The following is a 24,282-nucleotide window of genomic DNA, read 5'->3' on the forward strand; positions in this document are numbered from 1 at the left end:
CTGACGGGTCTCTAGGTCGCGTCGCCCGGCCAGTAGCGCAGCTTTTCGGCGACCGAGGCCTCGCCGGGCGTGACGCGCTTCTCGCCGTCGCCCAGCCACTCGCGAAGGTCGCGCAGGCGCGAGACCAACACCTTCAGCTCGTCCGGCTCCAGCGAGGCCGACTGGTCCGAGCCGTACATCGACCGATCCAGCGTGATGTGGCGTTCGATGGCCACGGCCCCCAGCATGGCGGCCACCAGGCTGGGCTCCACCGAAGCCTCGTGGCCGCTGTAGCCGACCGGCGCGCCATAGCGGCGGCGCAGGGTGTCGATCGTCATCAGGTTCAGGTCGGCGGGCGGGGTCGGATAGGTCGACACCGTGTGCATCAGCACGAACGGACAGGCCGCCGCGCGCAGGATCTCCACCGCGGCGTCAATCTGTTCGAACGTGCACATGCCGGTGGAGGCGAACACCAGCTTGCCCTCGGCGGCGACCGCTTCGACCAGCGGGCGATGGGTCAGCATGGCGGAGGCCAGCTTGTTGTAGGGCAGGTCGTACTTGGCCAGGAACGACTGGCTGGGCACGTCCCAGGCCGAGGCGAACCAGGCCAGGCCCAGTTCACGGCAAAAGGCGTCGATGGCGTCGTACTCGGCCTCGCCGAACTCCAGGCCCTCCTTCTGGGCACGCTGGGTTTCGCCCCACGGGCTCTGGCGGGGCGCGGCCAGCACCTCGGGCGTGTAGACGATATCGATCGTCCGCTTCTGGAACTTCACCGCGTCGCAGCCCGCGTCGCTGGCGGCCCGGATCAGCGACTTGGCGATCTCCAGGTCGCCGTTGTGATTGATGCCGATCTCGGCGATCACGAAAGGACGATCGGCCAGCGGCCACGGGATCGAAGCCAGACGCTCGGTGGCCATGTTCTCCACGGAAAGCGCCTTGTTGATCGAGGCGTCGACGGTCTGCATGGTCCGGGTCCTGTTGTACGGCGAGCGAGGTCGGAGACATCGCCCGCCGGGGCGCGGAAGCCGCCGCGAGGGCTCTTGGCTCCAGCGTGGGCTGGTATATCTATCGCGACCGCCTGCTACGGCCGTGATTTGCGTTTCCTTGTCTAGAATGGAGTCGGCGATAATGCCTAGGTGCAAGTTCGCCGCATGGTTAGCGCGCCCCTCCAGTTGCGTGGCGATCGTCGGGGCGTCCGGCTGGGTCGGCATGGCGCTGGCCGACCAGGTGCTGGCGACGCGCCCCGACCTTCCACCCGGTCGTCTGAGACTGTTCGGCTCTTCCCGTCGCTCCCTGGACCTTGGCGATCACCAACCCTTGATCGAGCCGCTGGACGCCTTGCCGCGCCTGGGAAACGGCGAGTGGCTGATCCTGCACGCCGCGATCGTCGGCGGCGACCGGGTCGAAGGCGGCGATCTCCTGGAGGTGCGACGTCGCAACGACGCCCTGCTGGACCAGGTTCTGGCCCTGGCTGACACGGGCGAAACGCGACGACTGGTCGCATTCTCGTCGGGCGCCGTCGGCCGTCCCGACATCGGCTCGCCGGAGCGCATGGCCTATGCAGCCATGAAACGCGACCATGAGGCCGCCATCGCCGAATGGGCCCGCCGGACCGGCAGGCCCGTGCTGATTCCACGCGTGTTCAACCTGGGCGGCCCGTTCATCAACCACACCGAGGCCTACGCCCTCGGCGCCTTCATCCTGGCCCTCGCACGGCGTGGCCGGATCGCCATCAAAGCCGCTGATCCGGTGTTCAGAAGCTTCGTCCACGTCTCGGAAATGGCCCGGGTGATCCTCGGCATGGCGGTGGACGGGACCCAGTCGGCCGAACCGTTCGATGTCGGCGGCGCCGAGGTCGTCGAACTGGGCGCGCTGGCCAGGACGGTCGGCCAGGCCCTGGGTCGAAGCGATCCGCCGATCGATCGTCCAGAGCCTGGTGACGGTCCAGGCGACTGGTATGTCGGCGACGGCCGACGGTATCAGAGCGCCCTCTTCCGGCGTGGCGAGTCCCCGACGCCGCTGGCGCGGACGGTGGCCGACACGGTCGCCTACCTGGCGGCGACAGGCGCGCTGGACGAGGCGTAGCGATCGATCTGCGCCAGGGTGGTCGCGCGCAGATCGCGACCGGCCAGGGCGTCACGCCACCAGTCCACCGTCAGCGCCACCGATTGCTCCAGGCCCAAGCGCGGCCTCCAGCCCAGTTCGGCCTTGGCCAAGTCGGAATTCAAGGTCAGCAAGCCGGCCTCATGGGGCGCGGACGGGTCGCTCCGCTCGACCAGCCGCGCGTCCCCGCCCCAGGCCTGCGCCGCGATCCTCGCCACCTCGCCCACCGACCGGGCGCCATCCGCGTCAGGACCGAAGTTCCAGGCTCGCAGCCCGCCCGCGGATAAGGCGGCCAAGGCCTGGACGGCCAGGAGATAGCCGTGCAACGGCTCCAGAACGTGCTGCCAGGGACGTACGGCCGCGGGATTGCGCAGCGCCGCCGCCTCGCCGCGCGCGAAGGCCGACAGCAGGTCGGGCAGCAGCCGGTCGCGCGACCAGTCGCCGCCGCCGATCACGTTTCCCGCCCGCGCGACTCCCACCGCGGCGCCAGCGCCTTCCAGATAGGAAGCGAAATAGGCCTTCACCGCCAATTCGGCGCAGGCCTTGCTGGCGCTGTAGGGATCTCGGCCGCCCAGGCGGTCGCCTTCCCGATAGGCTTGGCCATGCTCAAGGTTCTCATAGACCTTGTCGGTGGTGACGATCAGGGTCGTGGCCGGACGCGGCTGGCGACGCACGGCGTCCAGCAGGTTGACCGTGCCCATCAGATTGGTGGCGAAGGTCTCCCGCGGCGTGTCGTAGGCGCGCCGCACCAGAGGCTGGGCCGCCATGTGGATCACCACCGAGGGCGCGAAGTCCAGCACGGCGGCGTCCATGGCGCCAGGATCGCGCACGTCGGCGATCAGGCTGTCCAGTCCCTCCGCAACGCGCGCCGCCTCGAACAGGCTTGGCTGGCTGTCCGGAGGCAGCGCCACGCCGCGCACCGTCGCCCCCAGCCGTTCCAGCCACAGGCTCATCCAGCCGCCCTTGAAGCCAGTATGACCCGTCAGCAGCACCCGCCGCCCGCGCCAGAAGTCCTCGTCAATGCCGATGGTCATGGGTCCCTGAAGTCGACGAGGACGCCGCCAGGCGTACGCGGCCGTTTGACGCGCCGCCTGAGCGCCGAATCGGCGATAATCATGATCTCCGCCTGTGCGGAGCGGCAAGGTCGTCGATCGGCGGCGCATCGGGGGAGCGCGTCATTTCGTTTCAGGAACCTTCGGAGGAGACCGCGGCGCTGCGGGGCAGGATTCTCGCCCTGGTCGAGGAATACCACACGCTGGCCCATGCGCCGAAGGCGTTCGAGGCCGGCGCATCGCCGGTCCCGGTGTCCGGCCGGATGTACGACGCCTCGGACATGCGCAGCCTGGTCGATTCCGCTCTGGACTTCTGGCTGACGACCGGCCGCTTCAACGACGCCTTCGAGGCGAAGCTGGCCCAGCGCCTGGGCGCCCGGTTCGCCATGACCGTCAATTCCGGCTCATCGGCCAACCTGGTGGCGCTGTCGGCCCTGACCTCGCCCAAGCTGAAGGCCCGTCAGCTCAAGCCCGGCGACGAGGTGATCACCGCCGCTACCGGATTCCCGACCACGGTCAACCCGCTGCTCGGCGCGGGCCTGGTCCCGGTGTTCGTCGACATGCTGCCGACCACCTACAACTTCGATCCCGACAAGGTCGCCGCCGCCGTCGGCCCCAAGACCAGGGCGATCATGGCGGCCCACACCCTGGGCAACCCGTTCGACCTGGCCGCCATCCGCAAGCTCTGCGACGAGCATGGCCTGTGGCTGGTCGAGGACTGCTGCGACGCCCTGGGCTCGACCTATGATGGCCGGCAGGTCGGCACGTTCGGCGACATCGCCACCCTCAGCTTCTATCCCGCCCACCACATCACGACGGGCGAAGGCGGGGCGGTGTTCACCAATGACGAATTCCTGCGCCGCCTGGCGGAGTCGTTCCGCGACTGGGGTCGCGACTGCTTCTGCGCGCCGGGCATGGACAACACCTGCGGCAAGCGGTTCGGCTGGAAGATGGGCGACCTACCGCGCGGCTATGACCACAAGTATACCTATGGCCACCTGGGCTATAACCTGAAGATGACCGACATGCAGGCCTCGGTGGGCCTGACGCAGTTGGACCACCTGGACGGCTTCATCGCCGCGCGCAGGCGCAACTTCGCCGCCCTGAAGGAGGGCCTGGCCGACCTGCAGGAATTCCTGGTGCTGCCCGAGGCCACGCCGAACAGCGACCCGGCCTGGTTCGGCTTCCCGATCACCGTCCGGCCCGACGCGCCCTTCACCCGCAACGCGCTGACCCGCCACCTGGAGGACGCCCGCATCGGCACCCGCCTACTGTTCGGCGGCAACCTCGTGCGCCAGCCCTACATGGCCGGCCGCAACTTCCGGATCGCCGGCGAGTTGACCGTGGCCGACGCGATCATGGAGCGGACGTTCTGGATCGGGGTCTATCCCGGCCTCGGCGCCGACCATGTCGCCTACATGCTCGACACCCTCCACGCCTTCTGCCGCGCCCGCGCCGCGGCGTCCGCCTGATCCTCAGCGAGAGAGCCCATGTCCAAACTCGAATGCGCCCTCGCCGACAGCCAGGTCCGGCCGTTCACCCAGCCGCCGGTGCTCAGCATCGTCATTCCGACCTACGAGCGAGCGGCCGAACTGCAATTCACGGTGCAGAGCATCGCCGAACAGTTGAAGGACGGCCTGGAGAACAAGGTCGAGCTGCTGATCAGCGACAACGCCTCGGGCCCTGAAACCAACACCATGATCAAGGCCCTGGCCGAGCACTACCCATGCCTGGGCTACATGATCAACGCCCGCGACGAGGGGGGATTTTTCAATCTGTTCGCCGCGCCCTGGCGCGCTCAAGGCCGCTACACCTGGACCTTCGGATCGGACGACGTGCTGCTGGACGGCGGTGTCGCCAGCGTCGTCCGGATCCTCGAGCGCGAAGCGCCCAGCTTCCTGACCCTGAACAAGCGCGCGGCCAACGCCGACCTGACCCAGGTCTTCTACACCGAACTCAACGCCGTGCCGGACAAGCGCTTCGACACCTTCATCGATCTGTTCAGCGCATTCGGGATCAACCAGCTGGCCTTCATCAGCGCCCAGATCGAGAATACCGAAACCGCCCGGACCCTGGACGCCGAACCCTATCTGCGGACCGACACGCGCCACCCCCATGTGGTCGCCTTCCTGGAAAAGCACGCCCACGCCCCGGCCTATTACAGCGCGGCCAACCACCTGGTGCACCGGGTCGATAACTCCCAGACCATCGACTACAACGGCGGCAACTTCTTCGACTACGCCGGCGACCTGCCGCGCTTGCTGATCGAGGTCATGGCCAAGGTCGGGGCGCCGGCCGACCTGTTCGAACGCACCAACGGCCACCGGCGGGTAAAGTCCTACGACCGGCCGGACGTCACCCTCGTCGACACCGTCTTCGAGAACATATTGCGGGCGCTCTATTCGGGATACTACCTGACCCTGGGCCATCGCCGCGCCCTGGAGGCCATCCTGCCCCATTGCCGGCCGGACCGACCGGCGCAGTTCGCCGAACTCTGGACCTACAACAATACGCTCCGGCAACTGGCGAAGCGCGAAACACAGGCGACCCAGGCCCTGGCCGAAGCTCGCCAGGCGGCGCTGACCGCCTCGGACGTGTTCACGCGACCGACGGCGCCCTGAGGCCATGACGCTCAAGCCGCCCTGCCCGATCTGCGGCCTGGACGCCGGCGCCCCGATCGTCGAACTGCGCTTTGGTGAAAAGCCGAACCTGCCAGGCGCCGTCACCTTGCATGGCTGCGCGAACTGCGACTTCGCCTTCACTTGGCCGCGCGACCCGATCGGCTACCAGGACCATTACGCCGCGGTCGCCAACGACACCGCTCAGCGACATGGCCAGTACCGCAACCTGCCCCAGACCGAGATCCTGGCCGGCCTGATCCTCTCGCAGCCGGTCCGCTCGGTGCTGGACTTCGGCTGCGGCGGCGGCGGCCTGCTGCACGTCCTGGCCGAACGCTTTCCCCAGGTCCAGTTCCTGGGTTTCGATGTCAACGCCGATTTCCCCTCGGACCTGCCGAACCTGCGGTTCAGCAACCAGTTTCCCGACGCCGGCCACGATCTGGTGATCCTCAGCCACGTGGTGGAACACATGGTCGACATCGACCAGATCAGGAGTTTGTTCGACCTGGTCGGCGAAGGCGGCCTGGTCCACATCGAGGCCCCGGATCCCAAACTCTATACGAGCTTCCCGCAACCCCATTTCGGCTACTATGTCGACCGGCTGCACATCAACCACTTCTCGCAGCGCGCGCTCCTGAAGATCGCGCCGCAGGGGTTCGACGTCGTGGCTGGTGGGACGTACCGGATGCCCTATGCCCTGGGTGACGTCTATCCCGCCCAATATGTCGTCCTGCGGAACCGGCGCCGCGAACAGGCCGTCCCCGTCGCGATCGACGCGTATCTGCGATCCGAGGCGCGAAACTGGGCGGATCTCCACGCCCAGCTCCGCGACCGCCGGTTCTTCGTCTACGGCTTCGGCGACAACTTCCATCGCAGCCTGGCGGCGGGGGGGCCTCTGCACGGCCTGGAAGGCAACATCCTGGCGGTGATCGACCGCAACGCGGCGGCCCTGTCGCGGGCCGGCCCGGCGCGGTTCCGGTTCGTCGAGCCCGGACAGACCGCCGAGATCGACGGCGCCCTGGTCGTCTGCACCGTGTCGCAGTTTTCGAACCTGGCGGACTTCTTCCGGCGGACCTATCCCAACAGTGAGATCCGCTATCTCTAGGCCTGGCGACAGAGCACGCAGAACTGCCGCCCCAACCGTCCGTAGATTTCGGTTTCGATCACTTCGAGATGAACCACGGCCAGACCACTGCGGGCGATCAGAGCTCGAAGGGCGGGTTCGGTGAAGAAGTTGACGTGCTCGTGCCAATGCTTCTTGCCGGCGGCCAGATCCTCGACCCCTGAGTTCTCGGCCACATAGGCCTCCAACGGAACCTCCAGGTAAAGCAGCGTCCGGGAGGTCATCACGGCGCCGATCTCGTCCAGCAGGCTAGCCGGGCTCGGCACGTGCTCCAGGACGTTGCTGCAGACCACCAGGTCGAAGTCCGCCCGCGTCAGGTCGGCCCGATCCACCGCGGTAACGCCTTCGGCCATGGACAGGCCCGAGATGTCGAACACCGACACGCTGGCGGCGCGGTCACGGAACGGCGTATTCAGGCCCGTGTCGCCACCCCAGTCCAGCACGCGCGGCGCCCTCGTCAGATGGGGCGCGATGATCGCCTCGACCTGGGGAAGATAGGCCGCCCGTTCCATCAGCAGGCTGTTGCGCGCGGCATAGCCCGGTTCGAACCGTTCGCGCACGGCGGTGTAATCCGCGCCGCGATAGCCGCCGTAGAGTCGGCCCATCTCGGCGTCGCTGAACCGCATGTCGAGGAACAGCGCCCCGCAGGCCTCGCACTGCAGCGAGTTGCACAGCGGATAGGCCATGCCCAGGCTCAGGGTCTGCATGCCCCAGGCCGGGGTGATCTCGACCGGCTCCCAGCCAAACACCCGATAGGCGACGAACGGCATCAGCACCGCCGGCGAGCTGCGCAGGCGGTCGCCGTCGCAGCAGATGCAGCGCTCGGCGATGTTCACAACACGGTCCGCCCGCCATCGATCAGGATATTCTGGCCGGTCATGTAGCTGGAGGCGGGCGAGCACAGGAACTGCACCGCCGAACGGTACTCCGAGACCCCGGCCATGCGGCCCATCGGGATCAGCTGGCTGAGCCGGTCGACGAAGGCGTCGGGATGGTCGTTGAACACCCCGCCCGGCGACAGGGCGTTGACCCGCACCCCCTGCCCCGCCCAGTAGCCGGCCAGATAGCGGGTCAGGCCCACCAGACCGGCCTTGACCACCGAATAGGTCACCGGCTTGACCGGCTGGTCTTCGTCCGCGACGCCGTCCTTGCGGTACAGGCGCTGGTCGGGCGCGATCACCGACAGGTCCGAGGCGATGTTGAGGATCACGCCCGCGCCCCGCCGGGCCATCTCCGCGCCCAGCACCCGGGCGCACAGGAAGGCGCCGGTCAGGCCGACGGCGATCTGGAAGTCCCAGCTCTCCAGCGGAAAATGCTCCAGGCGGCTCAGTTCCGGCCCGCCGGCGGCGGTGACCTTGGGATCGACGGCGGCGTTGTTGACCAGCACGTCGATCGGGCCATGCGTCTCGAGAACGGCGCGGATCGAGGCTTCGGAGGTGACATCCAGGGCGGCGGCCACCACCCGGTCGCCATGGGCTTGGCGGAGCGACTCAACGGCGGCCTGCGCCGCCGCCAGGTCGAGGTCGGTCAGGATCACCCTGGCGCCGATCTCGGCCAGGGCGGCCACGTGCTCGCGGCCCAGCAGGCCGGCCGCGCCGGTGACCAGGGCGGTCCGGCCGGTCAGGTCGAAGGCGGCGACGCCAACGGGATGGGTCATCGAAACCTCCTCACGTCCGTGTCTGGCCGCCATCGACCACCAGCACCGCGCCCGTGACGAAGGCGGCGCGCGACGAAGCCAGAAAGAGCACGGCGTCGGCCACGTCCTCCGGACGGCCCAGGACGCCCTGGGGCACGTCGCGCGCCAGCATGGCGGCGACCGCCTCGGGATTGTCGGCCTGCTTGCGATCCCAGGTCCCGCCCGGGAACAGGATGTTGCCCGGCGCGACGCCGTTGATGCGGATCCCGTCGGCGGCGAACGGGCGCGACAGGCCGTTGATCGTGGCGTCCAGCGCGGCCTTGGCGGCCGAATAGGTCACCGGCGCGCCAAGGGCCTCGCGACCGCAGATCGACGAGACGCAGACGATCGCCCCGCCGCCATGCCCGTCCTTGGCGCGGGCCAGCAGCGGCCGCGCCGCGCCGACCAGGTTGGTGGCCGTGAACAGGTTCAGCTCGATCACCCGCCGCCATTCGTCCGGCGTCTCGCGGCCCGGCGCGACCGACGCGCCGGAGCCGGCATTGGCGACCAAGATGTCCAGCCGCCCAAATCGCGCTTCGACGGCCGCGATCAGACGTTCGCAATCCTTCGGATTGGCCAGATCGGCGACCTGCCCCCAGGCCGCGCCGCCCACCTCGACCACGGCGGCGTCGAGGCCCTCGCGGCCCCGCGCCGACAGGACCACCGTACAGCCCTCGGCCGCCAGGGCCTTGGCGATCGCCAGGCCGATGCCCCGACTGGCGCCGCCGACCAGGGCGACCTTGCCGTCCAGCTCCAGGTTCATGATCCGCCCGCCAGGTCCAGGACAAGGCCGCGATAGGCCCGCGCCGCGCCCAGGTGGTTCCCATCGGCGGCCCGGGCGGTCTGCAGGATGAGAAAACCGTCGTAGCCGACCTTGGCCAGCAGCTTGAACACCGTCGGCAGGTCCGCGTTACCCTGGCCCAGGGGCACGGTTGTGCCGCCCAGCACCCGGTCCTTGACGTGAACATTGACCAGGCGCGGCGCGATCAGGGGGATCTCCTCGTCCGGCGCCCAACCCAGGCTGGCGCTGTTGCCGATATCGAAATTGATCCCGAAGGCGTCGGCGGGAAAGGCCGCGATGAACCGGGCCAACTGGGTCGGCGGATAGTCGCATTCGAAGGCGATCCGCACCCCGGTCCGGCGCAGCAGCGGGGTCAGCTCGGCCAGGCCCTCGGCCAGGGCCGCTTCCTCCGCCGGGGTCGCCACCGAGCCGTTGTCGACCAGCGGCACGACCACGATCGACGCGCCGACCGCCGCCCCGGCCCGAATTACCGTCGCCATCTCCTCGACCAGGGCCGCGCGGCCCGCGCCCGTGGCCTTCCAGAACGGCGCCTGCATGAAGCAGTCGCCGGTGATCGACGAAACCGCCACGCCGTGCGCGGCCGACAGAGCCAGGATCTCGGCCTGGCCTTCGGCGGTCATCAGCGGGTTGGCGGCCAGGTCGTCGTGGTCCAGCGTCCATTCCAGCCGCGCGAAACCCAGGTCCTGGGCCAGTGGAAACTCGTCGCGCCAATAGGGCCAGGGGAAGGCCTGGATCTTGCCGTCGATCTGCGGCGACAGCCGACCCTGCATAAAGCCGATGCGGCGGGCCAGGTCGCTCATGTCAGCCCCTTGGCGGTCCAGCCGCCGTCGATCACCAGGTCCTGGCCGGTCATGTAGCACGACGCGTCCGACGCCAGGAAGATCGCCGCCCCGACCAGGTCCTCGACCTCGCCCCAGCGGCCCAGGCAGGTGTGGCGCGCCCGGGCGGCGTGGCGTTCGGGATCGGCGAAGCTGGCGGCGGTCATGTCGGTGTGGATGTAGCCCGGGGCCAGGGCGTTGACCCGGACGCCGCTCGGCCCCAGGTCGACCGCCAGGGCCTTGGTCAGCAGCCGCAGCCCGCCCTTGGCCGCCACATAGCCCGGATTGCCGGGAAAGCCGACCAGGCTGTTGATGCTGGTGACGTTGATGATCGAACCGCCCCCGCCTTCGCCCCGGGTCGCCCCCTTGGCCGCCATGTGCGGCGCGACCGCCAGGCAGGCCGCGTAGGCGGCGCGCAGGTTGACGTCGAGGGTCGCGTCGAACGCGGCCAGGGCCTCGCCCGGCGCGGCCGAGACGCTGACCCCGGCGGCGTTGACCAGCACGTCGATGCGGCCGTGCTCGGCGACGATCTCGGCGACCAGGGCGTCCAGCCCCGCGGCCACGTCGGCGGCGACATAGCGAACCGGATGGCGGAAGCGGTCGCGCGGCGCCGGCGAGCGGGCCACGGCGACGACATTGGCCCCCACCCCGGCCAGGCCGTCGGCCAAGGCCGCGCCGATGCCCCGCGACGCGCCGGTGACCAGGGCGACCTTGCCCTCCAGCGAGAACAGCCGGGTCAGGAGCGCGGCTACCATTGGATGTCGGACAGCGGGGTCGAGGACAGCTTGCCGTCGGGCGAGATCACCGTCTTGACGGTGGGGCCCCGGGACTCGGCGCGATCGATGATCAGGTCCACGAAGATCGGCGGGGCGTCGGCGTCCAGGGTCGGCAGCAGCGCATCCAGGGCCGCCAGGCTCTCGACACGGACGTAACGCAGGCCGAAGGCCGGGGCGACCTGGCCGTAGTCGGGAATAAACACGCCGGACTCGCGCCCCGCCCCGCCCACGGCGCCGAAGTGGCGGTTCTGCGAGGCATGGATCGAGGTGTAGCCGTCGTTGTTCAGGACGAAGAGCACGAAGCCCTTGGGCGCATAGTGGCTGAGCGTCGCCAGTTCCTGGACGTTCAGCATCAGCCCGCCGTCGGCCTCGACGCAGATCACCCGCCGGTCGGTGGCGAAGGCGGCGCCCACCGCTTGAGGCAGGCCCAGGCCCATGGCGCCCAGCGAGGCGCCGAAGAAGCAGCGACTGTCCCCGCCCGGGGCGAAGAAGCGGATGAAGGCCTCGATCGCCGAACCGGAGCCGGTGGGCACGAAGACCTTGCCCGCTGACCAGGCCGACAGGCGCTGGGCCACGCCGAAGACGTTCAGGCTGTCGACGGTCAGGCGTTGGAGCTCGTCCGCCAGGTACTCGGCGCGGCGGGCCTCGCACCAGGCGCGCCAGTCGGCGGCCATGGCGCTGGAGGCGGCCCGGGTCGCCTGGACGGCGGCCGGCAGGGCGGAAAGGTCGGCCTTCAGCGCCCGGGTGTTGGGCAGGCCCGCGAACTTGGCCAGTTCGCCGGCGTCGACGTCCACCATCACCCGCTCCGCCTGGGCGCCGAAGTCGTGCCGCTGGAAGGCCGTGGTGCCCAGGTCCAGCCGCGCGCCCAGGAACAGCACGCGATCGGCCTGGTAGAGAATCTGGTTGGCCGACAGCGGCGCCAGGCCGCCCGGGGCGCCGAAGTTCAGCGGATGATCCGCCGGCAGCTGGTCGGTCGACAGCCACGAGAACACCGCCGGCACGCCGTGGCTTTCCAGGAACGCCCGCACGGCCGCGCCGACCCCGGCCACGCGGCAGCCGTTGCCGACATAGACCAGCGGCCGCTGGGCGCCCAGCAGCCAGGTCAGGGCGTCGGCCAGCGAGGCGGCGTCGGACGGGTCGGCGGCGCCGGCTGCTCGGGCTCGCACGGCCTCGACCGCCGCCAGCACGTCCTCGGGCGCGTAGTCGATCACCAGGTTCTGGACGTCGAGCGGCAACTCGAGGAACACCGGCCCCGGCCGGCCGGTGAAGGCCTCGGCGAAGGTCTCGACCAGTTCGTCGCGGAACCCTTCCGCGGAGACGCGGACGAAGCGCTTGACGCAGGGGCTGACCAGGTCGCGGGAACGGACTTCCTGAGCGCCGTGGGTGCGCGTTCCGAAGCTGTCGATGTCGGCCGTCTTGACCTGGCCGGCCAGCACGATGACGGGCGCGCTGTCGCCATAGGCCGAGCACAGGCTGGTGATGGTGTTGGTCACGCCCGGCCCCGCCGTGACCACCGCCAGGCCCGCGCCCCGGTAGTCCGTGGCCTTGGCGTAGCCCTCGGCGCCGGCGGCGCAGGCCTGTTCGTGCTGATTGTAGACCGCCGTCAGCCCGGGATGGGTCGAGACCGCCCGGTTCAGGTACATCGCCATGCCGCCCGTCAGGGTGAAGGCCGCGCGGGCGCCCAGCGCCGCGGCCAGGTCCACCGCGTACGAGGCGATGTTGCGCTCGGCCGCTGGCCGGATCGGAGGACGAGAGGGACTCATGATGCAACCACGCCGAAAACACCTGCATAGGCGGGGGACGGCGGCGCGATCAAGGTCGCCGTTTCAAAGCCGGACGACTTCGCCCGAAGCGCGCCCTCAGGCGTCCCGTCGATCGAGGTCGCGCAGGAGCGCCGCCAGGGCCAGGCCGGGCGCTCATGTCTTGGGCGCCACGGTGATGATCGCCCGCCGATAGGCGTAGAGCGCCGGCGTTCCGGCGTCCTTGGCCTCGAGGATCACGTGGAAGCGGGTGGGCTCGCTGACCTGGGGAACCGTGAAGCGGGTGTGCATCGGGTCGCCGCGCTGCAGGGCCAGCTCGGGCGAACGGTTCACCGCCTCGGATTCCCGATACTGCCACCAGCTGTAGACGACCTTGTCGCCGTCGGGATCGCGTGAGCCCTCGGCGTTCAGCTCGACCCGGTCGCCCGGCCGGGCGGTGATCTCGACCGGCTCGCGACCGTCCACGCCGTTCAGCACCAGCCGCGGATTGTGGTTCGCGCCCTTGTAGGACTCCTGCAGCGTCCACTGGATGCGGGCGGCGAAGTCGTTCTGGTAGGCTTCGCGCCAGCGCCAGATGGTGGCCTTGTTGTCCTGGTGCGGCTTGCCCTGGGCGTCGACCACGAAGTCACTGGTGTCGGTCCACAGCCCGTCCCATTCCGACACCTTCCCATAGCGGCCGCCCCAGCTTCCGTAGTCGGGGTGCTCGGGCGAACCCAGACCGTTGGGGACCAGGTAGAGGAAGCTGGGCGTGTCGCCTTCCATGATGAATTCGGGCAGCGGATACAGCGCGCCCAGCGGTCCCTTGCGCACGTTCTCCCGCGCCCATTCCCGCGACACCAGGCCAAAGTCCGGGCCGTCGAAATAGTAGAACCGATCGCCCGACATCCCGCCCCAAGTCGACAGATTGTAGTGTCGGTGGGCGTGGATGCTGGTGATCCAGAACAGGTCGGGGAAGTAGCGGCGGATCCAGCCGCCGGCGTTGTCCTGGTCGGAGATCGAATAGACCCGCAGCTTCTTGACGAAGGCCGCCGTCTCGGCCTCGGAACGGGTGTCGCGGACCGTCCACAGCGCCTGGGCCAGGTCGACCGCGCCGCCCCACAGCGACAGGTAGACCGGACGCGGGTCCGGCTTGTCGACCACCGCGATGATCCAGCGCGAGGCCTCGGTGTCCTTGCCCTCCCCGACCCCGGCCATGCCGAACGCGCCGCTGCCGGCCTTGACCCGGTCCATCAGGAATTGCGCGTCCGGATAGTCCTTGGAGTGGGCCCTCAGGTTGGGCAGCACCTGGCCGTAGGCGGCGACGCGGGCGCGGATCTGCTCCGGCTGGACACCGGTGCGCAGGTGGCGCGAGCTGACCGCCAGCAGGCCCTCGACGTCGAACGCGTTGGCGTAGAGCAGAAAGCGGACCATCGATTCCTGGTCGTCCGGATCGCCGCCGATGTCGGTCAGCATCATCACCCGGCTCTTGGCCGCGGCCGGCGCCGGCGCCGGCGTGGCGGCCTTCTGAGCGGGCCTGGCCTGGGCCGATAGGGCGCCGAGACCCAGCACGACCGCGACGGCGGCGGCGATCAGGCGGGGGCGCTTCATGGTGCGGATGCTCCTGGACAGGTCGGCGCCTTGTCTTGGCCGCCCGGCATGCGCACCGGGCACGGCGGGGCGCGCCGGCGCCAGGCCGAAGCGGTGTCGACCAGCGGACCATTTCGCGAGCCCCCGCTCCGGTCCGCCAAGACGCCGCCTCCCGTCAACGCGCTCTGCGGCGCTTGCTTTCGAATGATTTCGAATTTCACCCGGACGGTGTCACGGCGACATTTCGCTGTCAATCACAGGTCCCATATTGAAGATACATGCTTCATATGTTGGCGAAACAGACGGTGATTGTCGGCGATTTCCCTTGAGGTTCGCCATCCCCGCCGACATCACCGCGCCCGGCAGAGAAAACGTTAGAATTCGAAAATATTACTCGTAATTCGACACCGCGTAGGTGCGCGGGCCGACCCTGGCTTAGCCGCCGGCGCCCGAGGCCCCCTCCGGCCCTTCGCCCCCCAGAGGGGGAGGATCTAACACGACGCAGATGCTCCCCCTCTGGGGGAGCTGTCGGCGAAGCCGACTGAGGGGGCCTTTCGCACGCGCGGTTTCACGCTCACGCGCCGAAGCTGCGATGGGATGGGAAGGGTGCGAAGCGCCCGGGCCTCGCCCGGAGTAGCTTTGATGTTGTTACCGTTTCGACGAAGTCCGAGCGCTTCGCGTGGAACCGTTATCCGGAAGCCTTCGGGTCGCGGATTTTTAACCCGCTCCGATGGAGGCCCCCGACGGGCGGAGAGTTGACGACCTCTCCGGACCGCCCGGGCGATTTCAGCCCGGGCCTGCTGGCTCGATCCGCCTGTCCCGGGCGCCGAAGCTTCGTCGCGACTGAGGCGAACCTGCCGCGGACCGACCCGGGATGTCTCCGAGGAGACACGGCGGACAAGCCTTCCCGCTCGTCCACCCCTAAAAGCCGCATCGGTCGCCGTACGTGCGCCCTCCCCATGCCTTCAGGTGGGACCATTATGGGGCGGGTCCAGGCACGGCGGCGGTCGTGACGCTGCTTATTTTGCAGGACCTTGAGCGTGCTGGAGTTTCCGTCGGCGCCGACGGGGATTGAACCGCGTCCATCCCCATGATCGCCGCTCATTCCGGCCCGATGCCGGATCCCGACGGACGCGCCGCCAACGCCAGCCGCCGCGCGGCGTCGTTCCAGCGCATCGCGACGGTGCCCCCCGCTCGTAGGCGTAGCCGTCCCCCACCTCGTCAAACATCGCCTCTTCGGCCCGGGCGACGCCGCCCAGGGCCATAAGTACGCCTGGCAAGGATGGACGGAAACCGGTTACCGGCTTTCCTGGCGCTGCAGCGTCACCGGCCCCAGCAGTCCCGAGGGCGACAGGGGCGAGGCCGGCTCGAAGGGCTGGATCGGCGCGAAGGTGTGCTTGCGCGCGCCGGGCTGGAGGTCGCCGATCATCCGGTTGGCCCAGAAGTTCACCACCCGCACGCCGAGCCGGTTCTCGCCGGGCCGGATCTGGTCGGTGACGTCGACCGCGAACGGCGGCTTCCACAGCACCGGCAGGGTCTTGCCGTTCAGGGTGACGGTCGCGAACTCGCGCACCTCGCCCAGGTCCAGCAGGACGCGCCCGCCCGGACGGAGCCAGGCCTTGGGGACGCTCAGGGTCTTCTCGTAGGTCGCCGCGCCGGAGAAGTAGCGGACGCCGGGGTCGGGCTGCTCCGTCCAGGAGCCCAGCGCGTCCAGGGTGATCGCCGCCGGCGCGTCGAGGCCGGGCGCGAACCGGACGGTCCAGGGCCCCTCGATCCGCGCCAGGGTCGTGGTGGTCCAGACGGGCGCGGGGCGGCTGGCGGCTGGCGCGGGCCGGCGGAACACCACGAACACCGCGTCGCTCGGGGCCAGGGCCAGCGGGACCCGGGTGCGTCCGCCATCGATCGCATAGCCGGCCGGCGTCGCCCCGCCGGTGTCCGCCCGCCAGATCTCGGGGGCCTTGCCCGCGAGGCGGAAGCTCAGTTCGGCCTCGACGGGCCGGTCCGAGGGGTTGGCGACGAAATAGAGTTCGCCGTCGTCGAGGATCCGGCGGGTCCAGACCAGCGCGCCGTTCGACGGCAGCACGGCCGGTGCGATCCCGGCGCTCGCCAGGACCTGGCCGACCTCGCCCGACCGCACCCGTCCCTCGTCCCACAGCCGGTCGGCCAGCGCCCGCCACGCGGCGTCGGCGGCCGCGCCGCCCGACAGGCTGGGCGAGCCGAGCGGCCGTTCGCCGACCACCAGGGCGCCGGCCGCGACCAGGGCCTCCAGCTTGCGCAGCACTGGCAGGCTCAGCCGGTCGATGCGACGCGGGATGACCAGGGCGCGATAGCTCACGCCCGATGGCAGGACCAGCCGGCCGTCCGCCACCGACATCCGCCGGACCAGGCTCTCGGCGTCCAGATAGTCGAAGTCGTAGCCCGCCGGCAGGTTCGCCTTCCCGCCCTCCAGCAGCGGCAGGCCGGCGGCCGCGCCCTCCCCATAGAAATAGGCGATGTCGGCGCCCGGCTTGCCCTGGCGCAGCATCCAGGCGCTGCGGGACAGGTAGTCGGTCCAGGCGCGCATCTCACCCCCGGCCCAGGTCTCGTTGCGCGACAGGTGCTGGCCGTACTGGCGCAGGGTCATGCCCGGCCTGCGGTCCAGGAACGGCTGGTGGGCCGAGGTGTGCAGGACGAAGTGATTGACCCCCTCGGCCATGTAGCGGTCGACGATGCGCTTGGCCTGTCGGGGACCGGTCCGCCAGGGCTCCTCGCCCAGGGTGGTCAGGGCCTCGGCCCCGACCAGCGGCTTGCCGTAGACGTGGGCGGCCGAGGCGGCCTCACGGATGTCGGCCAGGTGCGCGGCCGGCGGCGGCTTGTCCTTGGGATAGACCCAGAACTCGCCCATCGGCAGGTCGGCGCGGCCCTTGGCCTGCAGGCCGTCGGCGGTGGTCGGCAGGTCGACGCCCGGCGCCTCGGCGGCGTAGGCTAGCCCCTCGCCGTGCAGCACCCTGGCGATCTCTTCGAAGTGATGCTCGGTCAGCAGGTCGGCCAGGGTGCGCCGATAGTCCCACAGGAACCGCTCGGTGGCGCCCGCGTCGCCCACCACGCGCCCCGTCAGCGCCGGCAGCCAGGGCGTCAGGTCGTAGCCGCGCCGCCTGGCGAACTCGGCCGGCATGGCCTCGGTCCAGTTGGCCTGGCCCGCCTCCCAGCTGTCGGTGATCACCAGGCCCAGCCCGCCCTTGCCGTAGAGATCGCCCAACTCCGCCTTCAGCGGATCCAGCAGGCCGCGCATGTGGGCCCGCACATGGTCGGCGTTCAGCTTGTCGACCTCCAGGCCCAGGCTTTCGGCGGAGGCGGGCGTGTCGCGGCGGCCGGTCAGGGACCAGCCCAGGCGCAGCACGCGCCAGCGGCCTGGCGGCGGCGACCAGTCCAGCGTCCCGTCGGCCCGCAGGCGGTCGGTCAGGTCCAGCACGCCCGAGGTCGGGATCCCCGCCCCCGCCTCCGGCGTGGCCACCGCCTCGTAGTCGTCCAGCACGCCCCAGCCGGCCTTGTCCTCGAAGCGGTTGACGCGGGGGTCGGCGTGCAGGGCGAACTCGGTGACGGCCACCGGCTTGTCGACGCCCTCCAGGCGCAGGCGGAAGACGCGGGCGGTCGTGGCGGGGAAGGCGAAGGTGCGGACCGGCAGGCCCTGGCGCGCCGCGCCGGGCAGGACGGCCAGCGGGCGGAACGTCACGCCGTCGGCGCTGGCCTCGACCACGCCCTTGGGCACGGGCCCCTCGACCCCGACCGTCACCGCCCGCATGACCACCGCCTCGGGAAAGCGCAGCGTCACCCAGCCCTCGCCCGCCAGCGGCGCGGCCAGGGCGGGGACCGCGTAGGCCCCGTCGGACAGGCGTGCGGGATCGACCGCGCCGACGCTCGAAGCCGCCTCCGGAACGGCCGTCCCGTCCTCGGGCAGTCGCCAGGCCACGACCTTGACGTCGCGATAGAGCCGCGGCTCGGCGAAGCGGGCGCTGATCGGCAGGTCCTGGAACGGCCCGCTGACGCCGGGCGGCGACGGCAGGTGGCGCGGCTCCCCGCCCGACAGCGTCGCCTCGCTCCAGACCAGCTTCTTCATGGCCTGCTGGGGCGTGACCCAGGGTCCGCCGGTCTCGCTCCAGCCGCCGCCGGCCGCCAGGCCGAAGTCCAGGCCCAGCCGGCGCGACTGCTCGGCCGAATAGCGCACCATCGCCTTCCACTCGGGCGTGCCGTAGCCGATGCGACGCTCGACATATTGCGGGATGGGCGGCGAGCCGAAGCCGATGTCGAACAGGATCGGCCCGCCGATCCCGGCGCGCTTCATCCATTCCAGGTCTAGGCGGACGCCCTCCTGGGTGACGTTGCCGTTGATCCACTGCCAGAAGACCTGGGGCCGGGCGGCGGCGGGCGGCGTCTCGAAGCCGGCGCGCAGCGGGTCCTCCGCGTGGGCGGTCGGCGGGGCGAGGCAGGCGCTCGCCAGCGTCGCCGTCAGGCCGAAACAGATCCCGCTTCGCGCCATGCGTCTGTCCCTATCCGTTCCGTCCGAGGCCGACCCCGCGCATCGCCCCTAGACCCCCGCCGGCAACTTCAGGAACGCCTCAGGCGTCAGCGCGGCGGGCGTGAAGCGGGCCTGGCGGATCGCGCCCTTGAAGTAGTCCACACGGTTCATCCGCACGCCCACCGAGGCCCGTCCGGGTCCCTGCGGGGTGAAGGCGATCTTCGCCTCGCCCTGCAGCTGGCCATCGACATAGGCGCGGTAGGTCTCGCCGTCATAGGTCTGGGCCACGTGGCGCCAGCGGCCGATCGGGAACAGCTTGTCGGGAGCGACCAGGGTCTGCTTGTAGCCCGGCCCATTGACGAACGCGTCGAGGTACCACTGGTCGCCGACCACCCGCAGCTCGAACAGCATCCGGGTGTTGGACGGCGCCGTGGGCGCGGGGACCGGCTCGTCCGAGGCCAGGTGAAACCACCGCTGGGCGAACACGCCGCCGTCCGGCCGGATGAAGGCCTCGAAGGTGAAGGTCGCCGCGCCGGCCAGGGGATGGCGGTCGATGAACAGGGCGTCGTCGACGCCGTCGAACAGCACCGCCTTGCCCAGGGGCGTGTCGATCACGGTCGGCGCGCCCTCGACGTGGGTGACCTCGCCGCCGATGCTGTCCAGGCGGTCGAAGGTCCAGACGACGGCGGCGGGACCGGCGGCGGCCAGGGCCGGACCGGCGGCCAGGCTGGCGGCGGCGCCGAGCAGCAGGTCGCGGCGGATCAATGCGGTGTCGGGCATGGAGAGCTCTTGAGTCTGAAGGCTACGTGCTGAGACGATCGAAATTATTCATACGCTACAATTATTTGTCATCCCGGAAGCCTCGCAGAGGCTGTCCGGGACCCAGGGGACTGGGTCGATGCGTTGCGGCTGTCCTGGGTCCCGGACAAGCGCTGCGCGCTTTCCGGGATGACAACCGTTTTGGGTGGGAATCTCGTCTTCAACTGGCATCCGCCTAGGCGCCGCCACCCGTCCAACCGTCGAGCACCGTGGAGATCGTGTAGGCCCGCGCCTGCGCCGTCGTCAGTTGGCGCCGGCGCTTCGACGCCTTGCCCGCCCCCGGTCCGCGGCTGGCGTATTCGAACAGTCGCGCGTCCTCGGGCTCCAGCATCGCGCGGCGACCGCCTTTCAGATTGTAGTGCATCGGGTACCAGCCCTCCGGCACGATGTGGCCGTCCATCCAGCAGCGGACGAAGGCCGCCTGCCCCACCGCGTCGGGATTGCCGTAGCGGCCGTCCGGGAAGGTCATGGTGTGGCGCCAGGGGCGGCCCAGGGCCATGGTGTGGTCAGGCATGTCGGCGTCGCGGGTCAGGCGGCAGTCCAGGAACACCAGGCCGAACCGCTGGCGCCGGTCGGTGTCGGGGGCGGCGATGAAACCATGGAAGGGCTTGCCCGGCCGGGTGCGGGCGCGGATCTCGCAGCGGTCGAACACCGCCCGGCCGGCGCCGTAGATGAAATCGACGCAGCCGCTGACGTGGCAGCGCCGGAACAGGCTGCGGCCGGCGTCGGTGAACAGGGTGTCCTGCCAGCCGGTCAGGGCCACGTCCTCGAAACAGGCCCGGTCCGAGCCCTTGCCCAGCTTCAGGGCCGTGGCCTGGGCGCCGCTGGCTCCGGTGCGGTCGTAGTCGACCTCGGCCGGCATGTGCCCGGGATAGTCGAAGTCGTTGGCGATCGTCAGCCGCTCGGCGCGGAAGCCGGGCGCGGTGACGGTGACCGTGGCGATCTCGGTCGGCCCGCCGGGACGGTTTCGGCCGGCGGCGTATTCGTCGAAGACGATGACGCTGGCCGCCCGCCCCTCGCCGATCAGGTGGACGTTGGGCTTGGTGACGGCGACCTGCTCGCGCCAGGTTCCGGCCGGAACCAGGATGCGGAACGGCCGCGTCCGGTCGGCCGGCGCGGCGTCGAGCGCCGCCGCCACGGTGCGGAACCCCTTGGCGCCGCCCCGGCCCTGCTCCTCGCGGTCGAGCACCGCGTCGAAGGCCGGCCGGGACGCGGCGCGGACCGGCCCGACGGCCAGGGCCGCCAGGGCCACGCCGGCCGAAAGTACGCTCCGGCGATCATGAAGCATCGACATGGGCGGTCCCCAGGGGACGTCGGGACGCGGCCAAGGCCGCGCCCCGGATCGTCGTCAGAACGTGTAGCGGAAGCCGACGAAGAACTCGCGGCCGGTCTCGTGGTAGAACGACACCAGCTGGCTGGAGTCATAGTACTGGTCCTGGATCTCGTTGGTCAGGTTCACCGCCTCGAAGGTGAAGGCCAGGTTCTTGGTCCAGTTGTAGGTGGCCGAGGCGTCGATGTTCATCGTCGCCTTGGTGCCCTCGACGTCCGAGCCGTTACGCCCCGGGATCTGCGTCAGGTACTTGCTGCGATAGGCCGCCGAGATCCGGCTGCTGAACTTGGAGTCCTCGTAGTAGAGCGTGGCGTTGTACGAGGTCTTCGACAGGTTGGTCAGTTGGCCCTTGGCCGCCACCGCGCCGGTCGAGGTCAGGTAGGTGACCTCCGAGGTGACCCGCGTGATGTTGCCCAGGAAGCCGAACTTGTCGAACGGGGCCGGCAGGAAGGTGAAGGGCTGCTGGTAGTTCAGCTCGATCCCTTTCAGCGGGCCGCCGGGGGTGTTGATCGAGGTGCTGAACTGCCAGACTGGCAGGTCGGGCGAGCAGCCCGGCGTCGTGCCGCAGGCGGCGACCGCGGCGCTGTCGGGCAGGCCGAACGGGTTCTTGTCGAAGGTCGACAAGGCCGAGGTGTAGCTCTGCACGAAGGTCGAGATGTCCTTGTAGAAGAACGCCGCCGACAGCAGGGCCTGGGGCTGGAAGTACCATTCGAACGCCAGGTCATAGGTCTTGGCGCGATACGGATCCAGGAACGGATTGCCCGAGGTGACGGTCTTGGTGCTGCCCGTGCTGATGTTGACGCCCGGGGTCAACGAGCCGAGGTTCGGTCGCGACATGACCTTGGCCGCGCCGAAGCGGATCAGGAAGTCCTCGGTCGGCTCGATCACCAGGTTCAGGGCCGGCAGGAAGTCGTTGTAGCTGCGCGAGGCGGTCGAGGCCGAGATGGTCTGGTAGTTCACGCCGTTGACCGTGGACGGCACGACGCCGTAGCCCAGCGACTTCTGCCGGGTCTGGACGTAGCGGAACCCCAGGTCGCCGCGCACCGGCACGCCCCAGGCGTCGAAGTTGAAGTCGCCCTGCAGATAGCCCGTCGTGTCCCACTCGTTGACGGTGTAGTTGCTGCCCAGGCTGGGCTCGACGCCCAGATTGTACATGCCGCAGCCGGTGGTGAAGCAGGTCGACTTGAACGGGCTGACCCACACCGTGCCCGGCGTCGTGGTGACGGCGCTGTTGTAGGTGGGGTCGTTCATGTGCAGCGCGGCGATCGCCGCGTTCAGGTCGGGCGTGATCCACGAGCTGACATTGCCGGCCGGCAGGCTCAGGCTCGAGACGTCGATGGTCTGGGCGTAGGACGAGCGCGGGATGTTGCGCAGCGCCGCCAGGGTCACCGGATTGACGTTGGCGGTGGTGCCGTTCGAGCGGGCCAGGGCGACGCTGTCGGTCTGGTAGGCCTTGTAGGCCAGGCCGCCCTTGATCTTCAGGTTGTCGTTCCAGTCGTAGGCGCCGTCCAACTGGGCGGTCTTGTAGCTGTTGTCGACGAAGCCCTGGACCATGCGGATCTCGGCCAGGGTCCAGGCGTCGGCGTTGGCGGTGTCGCCCGTGCCGTAGGTGATGGTCGGATACTCGTCGCCGCGGCTGTAGTCGTAGCTGTAGCCCTGGACGTTGTACTGGTCCCACTGGACGGTGTTCTGGACCGGGTTCTTGAACTCGGACTTGGAGTAGCCCAGCACGCCGTGGATCTTGAACTTGTCGGTCAGCTGGTGCTCGCCGTCGAGGGTGAACTGCTTGAACTCGGTCTCCAGTTCGTCGTGCCGCTGCTCGGTCTTCAGGTCGATATTGTTGAACGTGCCCTTGGTCATCACCGGGAAGCCGGTGCGCGGCGTGGCGATGGTGTAGTCGACCACGTCGACCTGGTTCATGCCGCACGAGGCCGGCGAGCTGGCCGTGCAGACGCCGGCGGTCTGGGGCGTGAAGGTCTCCAGGAAGTCCTCGTTCCGCTGGCCCTTGAAGTCGGCGTACAGCATGTCGAACGTGAACAGCGTCTTGTCGCTGGGCGCCCATTGCAGCGAGCCGGTCGCGCCCAGGCGCTCCTGCTTGTTCTTGTACCAGTCGAAGCGCGGGATGCGCGGGTGGACGGCGGCGTTGGCCTCCGCGCAGGCGGCGGCGTTGGTCGCGCAGGTCACGCCCTTCACGCTGCGGAAGCCCGGCGCGGTCGCCGTCCCGGTCTGCCACCGCACGGTGCTCGTGCCCTCGTCCAGCAGTTCGCGCTTGGAATAGGCGATCGAGAACAGCGCCCCCAGGGTGTCGTCACGCCAGGTATTGGAGATCAGGGCGGCGGCGCGCGGGTTATATTTGTCGGCCAGGTCGTTGTAGCCCTCCTTGCCCGAGACCGCGAAGTTGAAGCCGCGCTTGTCGAACGGACGGGCCGTGCGCAGGTCGACCGTCGCGCCCAGCGAGCCTTCCTCGGTCTCGGCCGAGGCGGTCTTCTGCACCGTGATGCGGTTGAACAGGTCCGAGGCGAAGACGTTGAAGTCGAACGAGCGGCCGCGGTTGGTGCCGCCCGAGGCGTCGGTGCCGCCGGAGGTGCTCAGCGCCTCCATGCCGTTGATCCGCACGCGGGTGAACTGGGCGCCCAGGCCGCGCACCGAGATCTGTCGACCCTCCCCGGCGTCGCGGGTGATCGCCACGCCCGGGATGCGCTGGATGGATTCCGACAGGTTCAGGTCCGGGAACTTGGCCATGTCCTCGGCGTAGATGGCGTCCACCGCCGCCGCCGAGGTGCGCTTGACGTTCAGCGCCTGGGCCAGGCTGTTGCGGAAGCCGGTGACGACGACCGCCTCGACCGTGCTGTCGTCTTCGACGGGCGGCGGCGTGGCCTGGGTCTGGGCTTGGGCTTGAGCCGCGCCGCCGATCGCCAGCAGCAGGCCGAGGCTGGCGCCGCCGCCGAACAGGCGCGCGCGCAAGGAACCGGATGATTTCCGCATGGTCGTCCCTCCCAGGGCTTGGCGTTCTTTATGACACCGGTATCATTGTTCCCGCATGTTGCGATTGCTTTCCATATTTTTCAAGACGAAAGCACGGGCATGCGCCCGGACCTGCGCGAACAGGTTACCAGACCACGCTTGAACAGCGGACGCGCCGACGACGGGCGGTGGGTTTGCCTGTTGTCTAGTTTCGATAAATCACGCTCGCCGAGAGGTGCGCCGGAACGACGTTGGCGACGGATCGGCCGAGAGCCTCCGGGCCCAACGGACGCCCTCCATGGCGCCCCAGATCGGCTTTTGCCAAATACCATTTTATGGCATAGAAGCCCATATAATGAAAATGACACCGGTTGCAGTGGCGTTTCGCGGAGGAAAGTCGTG

At 69.6% G+C, this 24,282-nt stretch carries 17 protein-coding genes; 4 read left to right on the forward strand and 13 right to left on the reverse strand.

Annotated features, from left to right (window positions below; translation table 11 throughout):
• Window positions 1–11 precede the first annotated feature (11 nt).
• Window positions 12–944 carry an N-acetylneuraminate synthase family protein gene (locus AC07NX_RS18260; protein WP_494643694.1) on the reverse strand — a complete coding sequence of 311 codons (933 nt, stop codon included), beginning with the start codon at window positions 942–944 and terminating at the stop codon, window positions 12–14.
• A gap of 163 nt (window positions 945–1,107) precedes the next feature.
• On the opposite strand from AC07NX_RS18260, the gene AC07NX_RS18265 reads away from it, so the two are divergent.
• On the forward strand, window positions 1,108–2,064 hold the full coding sequence (locus AC07NX_RS18265) for an NAD-dependent epimerase/dehydratase family protein (protein ID WP_494643696.1): 957 nt from the start codon (window positions 1,108–1,110) through the stop codon (window positions 2,062–2,064).
• On the opposite strand, the gene rfbG is transcribed toward AC07NX_RS18265, so the two are convergent.
• On the reverse strand, window positions 2,028–3,116 hold the full coding sequence (gene rfbG, locus AC07NX_RS18270; RefSeq protein ID WP_494643697.1) for a CDP-glucose 4,6-dehydratase: 1,089 nt from the start codon (window positions 3,114–3,116) through the stop codon (window positions 2,028–2,030). The two genes, AC07NX_RS18265 and rfbG, sit on opposite strands and share 37 nt — an antisense overlap.
• A 221-nt stretch (window positions 3,117–3,337) precedes the next feature.
• On the opposite strand from rfbG, the gene rfbH reads away from it, so the two are divergent.
• The 3 genes from rfbH to AC07NX_RS18285 are packed head-to-tail and all read left to right on the forward strand — an operon-like array spanning window position 3,338 to window position 6,857.
• Window positions 3,338–4,606, forward strand: a complete 1,269-nt coding sequence (rfbH, locus tag AC07NX_RS18275; RefSeq protein ID WP_494643722.1) for a lipopolysaccharide biosynthesis protein RfbH — start codon at window positions 3,338–3,340, stop codon at window positions 4,604–4,606.
• 18 nt (window positions 4,607–4,624) lie between these two features.
• Window positions 4,625–5,755: a glycosyltransferase family 2 protein gene (locus AC07NX_RS18280; protein ID WP_494643698.1), complete on the forward strand. Its 1,131-nt coding sequence runs from the start codon at window positions 4,625–4,627 to the stop codon at window positions 5,753–5,755.
• 4 nt (window positions 5,756–5,759) lie between these two features.
• Window positions 5,760–6,857, forward strand: coding sequence for a class I SAM-dependent methyltransferase (locus tag AC07NX_RS18285; RefSeq protein WP_494643699.1), 1,098 nt, complete (start codon window positions 5,760–5,762; stop codon window positions 6,855–6,857).
• Here the strand turns inward: AC07NX_RS18285 and AC07NX_RS18290 are convergent.
• From AC07NX_RS18290 to AC07NX_RS18340, 11 genes are all read right to left on the reverse strand, one after another.
• Window positions 6,854–7,711, reverse strand: coding sequence for a class I SAM-dependent methyltransferase (locus AC07NX_RS18290; RefSeq protein ID WP_494643701.1), 858 nt, complete (start codon window positions 7,709–7,711; stop codon window positions 6,854–6,856). The two genes, AC07NX_RS18285 and AC07NX_RS18290, sit on opposite strands and share 4 nt — an antisense overlap.
• Window positions 7,708–8,532: an SDR family oxidoreductase gene (locus AC07NX_RS18295; protein ID WP_494643703.1), complete on the reverse strand. Its 825-nt coding sequence runs from the start codon at window positions 8,530–8,532 to the stop codon at window positions 7,708–7,710. Before AC07NX_RS18295 ends, AC07NX_RS18290 begins: the two co-directional genes overlap by 4 nt.
• A gap of 10 nt (window positions 8,533–8,542) precedes the next feature.
• Complete coding sequence (locus AC07NX_RS18300) at window positions 8,543–9,313, reverse strand: SDR family NAD(P)-dependent oxidoreductase (RefSeq protein WP_494643705.1); 771 nt, start codon at window positions 9,311–9,313, stop codon at window positions 8,543–8,545.
• Entirely contained in the window at window positions 9,310–10,152 is an 843-nt protein-coding gene (locus tag AC07NX_RS18305) for a sugar phosphate isomerase/epimerase family protein (RefSeq protein ID WP_494643707.1), read from the reverse strand. Before AC07NX_RS18305 ends, AC07NX_RS18300 begins: the two co-directional genes overlap by 4 nt.
• Entirely contained in the window at window positions 10,149–10,925 is a 777-nt protein-coding gene (locus tag AC07NX_RS18310) for an SDR family oxidoreductase (RefSeq protein ID WP_494643709.1), read from the reverse strand. The genes AC07NX_RS18305 and AC07NX_RS18310 overlap by 4 nt, the downstream gene beginning before the upstream one ends.
• Window positions 10,919–12,709: a thiamine pyrophosphate-binding protein gene (locus AC07NX_RS18315; protein WP_494643710.1), complete on the reverse strand. Its 1,791-nt coding sequence runs from the start codon at window positions 12,707–12,709 to the stop codon at window positions 10,919–10,921. Before AC07NX_RS18315 ends, AC07NX_RS18310 begins: the two co-directional genes overlap by 7 nt.
• A 153-nt stretch (window positions 12,710–12,862) precedes the next feature.
• Window positions 12,863–14,293, reverse strand: coding sequence for a DUF1593 domain-containing protein (locus AC07NX_RS18320; protein WP_494643711.1), 1,431 nt, complete (start codon window positions 14,291–14,293; stop codon window positions 12,863–12,865).
• Between the two features lie 1,276 nt (window positions 14,294–15,569).
• Window positions 15,570–18,788 (reverse strand): glycosyl hydrolase, encoded by a 3,219-nt coding sequence (locus AC07NX_RS18325; protein ID WP_494643712.1) that lies wholly within the window; start codon window positions 18,786–18,788, stop codon window positions 15,570–15,572.
• 48 nt (window positions 18,789–18,836) lie between these two features.
• The gene (locus tag AC07NX_RS18330; RefSeq protein ID WP_494643714.1) at window positions 18,837–19,547 is read right to left on the reverse strand and encodes a LamG domain-containing protein; all 711 of its coding nucleotides are present in this window, start codon (window positions 19,545–19,547) and stop codon (window positions 18,837–18,839) included.
• Between the two features lie 214 nt (window positions 19,548–19,761).
• Entirely contained in the window at window positions 19,762–20,880 is a 1,119-nt protein-coding gene (locus AC07NX_RS18335) for a pectinesterase family protein (protein ID WP_494643715.1), read from the reverse strand.
• A gap of 54 nt (window positions 20,881–20,934) precedes the next feature.
• Window positions 20,935–23,901, reverse strand: a complete 2,967-nt coding sequence (locus AC07NX_RS18340; RefSeq protein WP_494643716.1) for a TonB-dependent receptor — start codon at window positions 23,899–23,901, stop codon at window positions 20,935–20,937.
• Between the last annotated feature and the right edge of the window lie 381 nt (window positions 23,902–24,282).

The sequence above is a fragment of the Caulobacter sp. GW821-FHT09A05 genome (assembly GCF_059418465.1).

Coding starts and splice junctions, on each gene's coding strand:
- AC07NX_RS18325 (WP_494643712.1), bottom strand. CDS start 18,788: ATGGCGCGAAGCGGGATCTGTTTCGGCCTGACGGCGACGCTGGCGAGC.
- AC07NX_RS18305 (WP_494643707.1), bottom strand. CDS start 10,152: ATGAGCGACCTGGCCCGCCGCATCGGCTTTATGCAGGGTCGGCTGTCG.
- AC07NX_RS18315 (WP_494643710.1), bottom strand. CDS start 12,709: ATGAGTCCCTCTCGTCCTCCGATCCGGCCAGCGGCCGAGCGCAACATC.
- AC07NX_RS18310 (WP_494643709.1), bottom strand. CDS start 10,925: ATGGTAGCCGCGCTCCTGACCCGGCTGTTCTCGCTGGAGGGCAAGGTC.
- AC07NX_RS18335 (WP_494643715.1), bottom strand. CDS start 20,880: ATGTCGATGCTTCATGATCGCCGGAGCGTACTTTCGGCCGGCGTGGCC.
- AC07NX_RS18340 (WP_494643716.1), bottom strand. CDS start 23,901: ATGCGGAAATCATCCGGTTCCTTGCGCGCGCGCCTGTTCGGCGGCGGC.
- AC07NX_RS18320 (WP_494643711.1), bottom strand. CDS start 14,293: ATGAAGCGCCCCCGCCTGATCGCCGCCGCCGTCGCGGTCGTGCTGGGT.
- AC07NX_RS18280 (WP_494643698.1), top strand. CDS start 4,625: ATGTCCAAACTCGAATGCGCCCTCGCCGACAGCCAGGTCCGGCCGTTC.
- AC07NX_RS18265 (WP_494643696.1), top strand. CDS start 1,108: ATGCCTAGGTGCAAGTTCGCCGCATGGTTAGCGCGCCCCTCCAGTTGC.
- AC07NX_RS18285 (WP_494643699.1), top strand. CDS start 5,760: ATGACGCTCAAGCCGCCCTGCCCGATCTGCGGCCTGGACGCCGGCGCC.
- AC07NX_RS18260 (WP_494643694.1), bottom strand. CDS start 944: ATGCAGACCGTCGACGCCTCGATCAACAAGGCGCTTTCCGTGGAGAAC.
- AC07NX_RS18330 (WP_494643714.1), bottom strand. CDS start 19,547: ATGCCCGACACCGCATTGATCCGCCGCGACCTGCTGCTCGGCGCCGCC.
- rfbG (WP_494643697.1), bottom strand. CDS start 3,116: ATGACCATCGGCATTGACGAGGACTTCTGGCGCGGGCGGCGGGTGCTG.
- AC07NX_RS18295 (WP_494643703.1), bottom strand. CDS start 8,532: ATGACCCATCCCGTTGGCGTCGCCGCCTTCGACCTGACCGGCCGGACC.
- AC07NX_RS18300 (WP_494643705.1), bottom strand. CDS start 9,313: ATGAACCTGGAGCTGGACGGCAAGGTCGCCCTGGTCGGCGGCGCCAGT.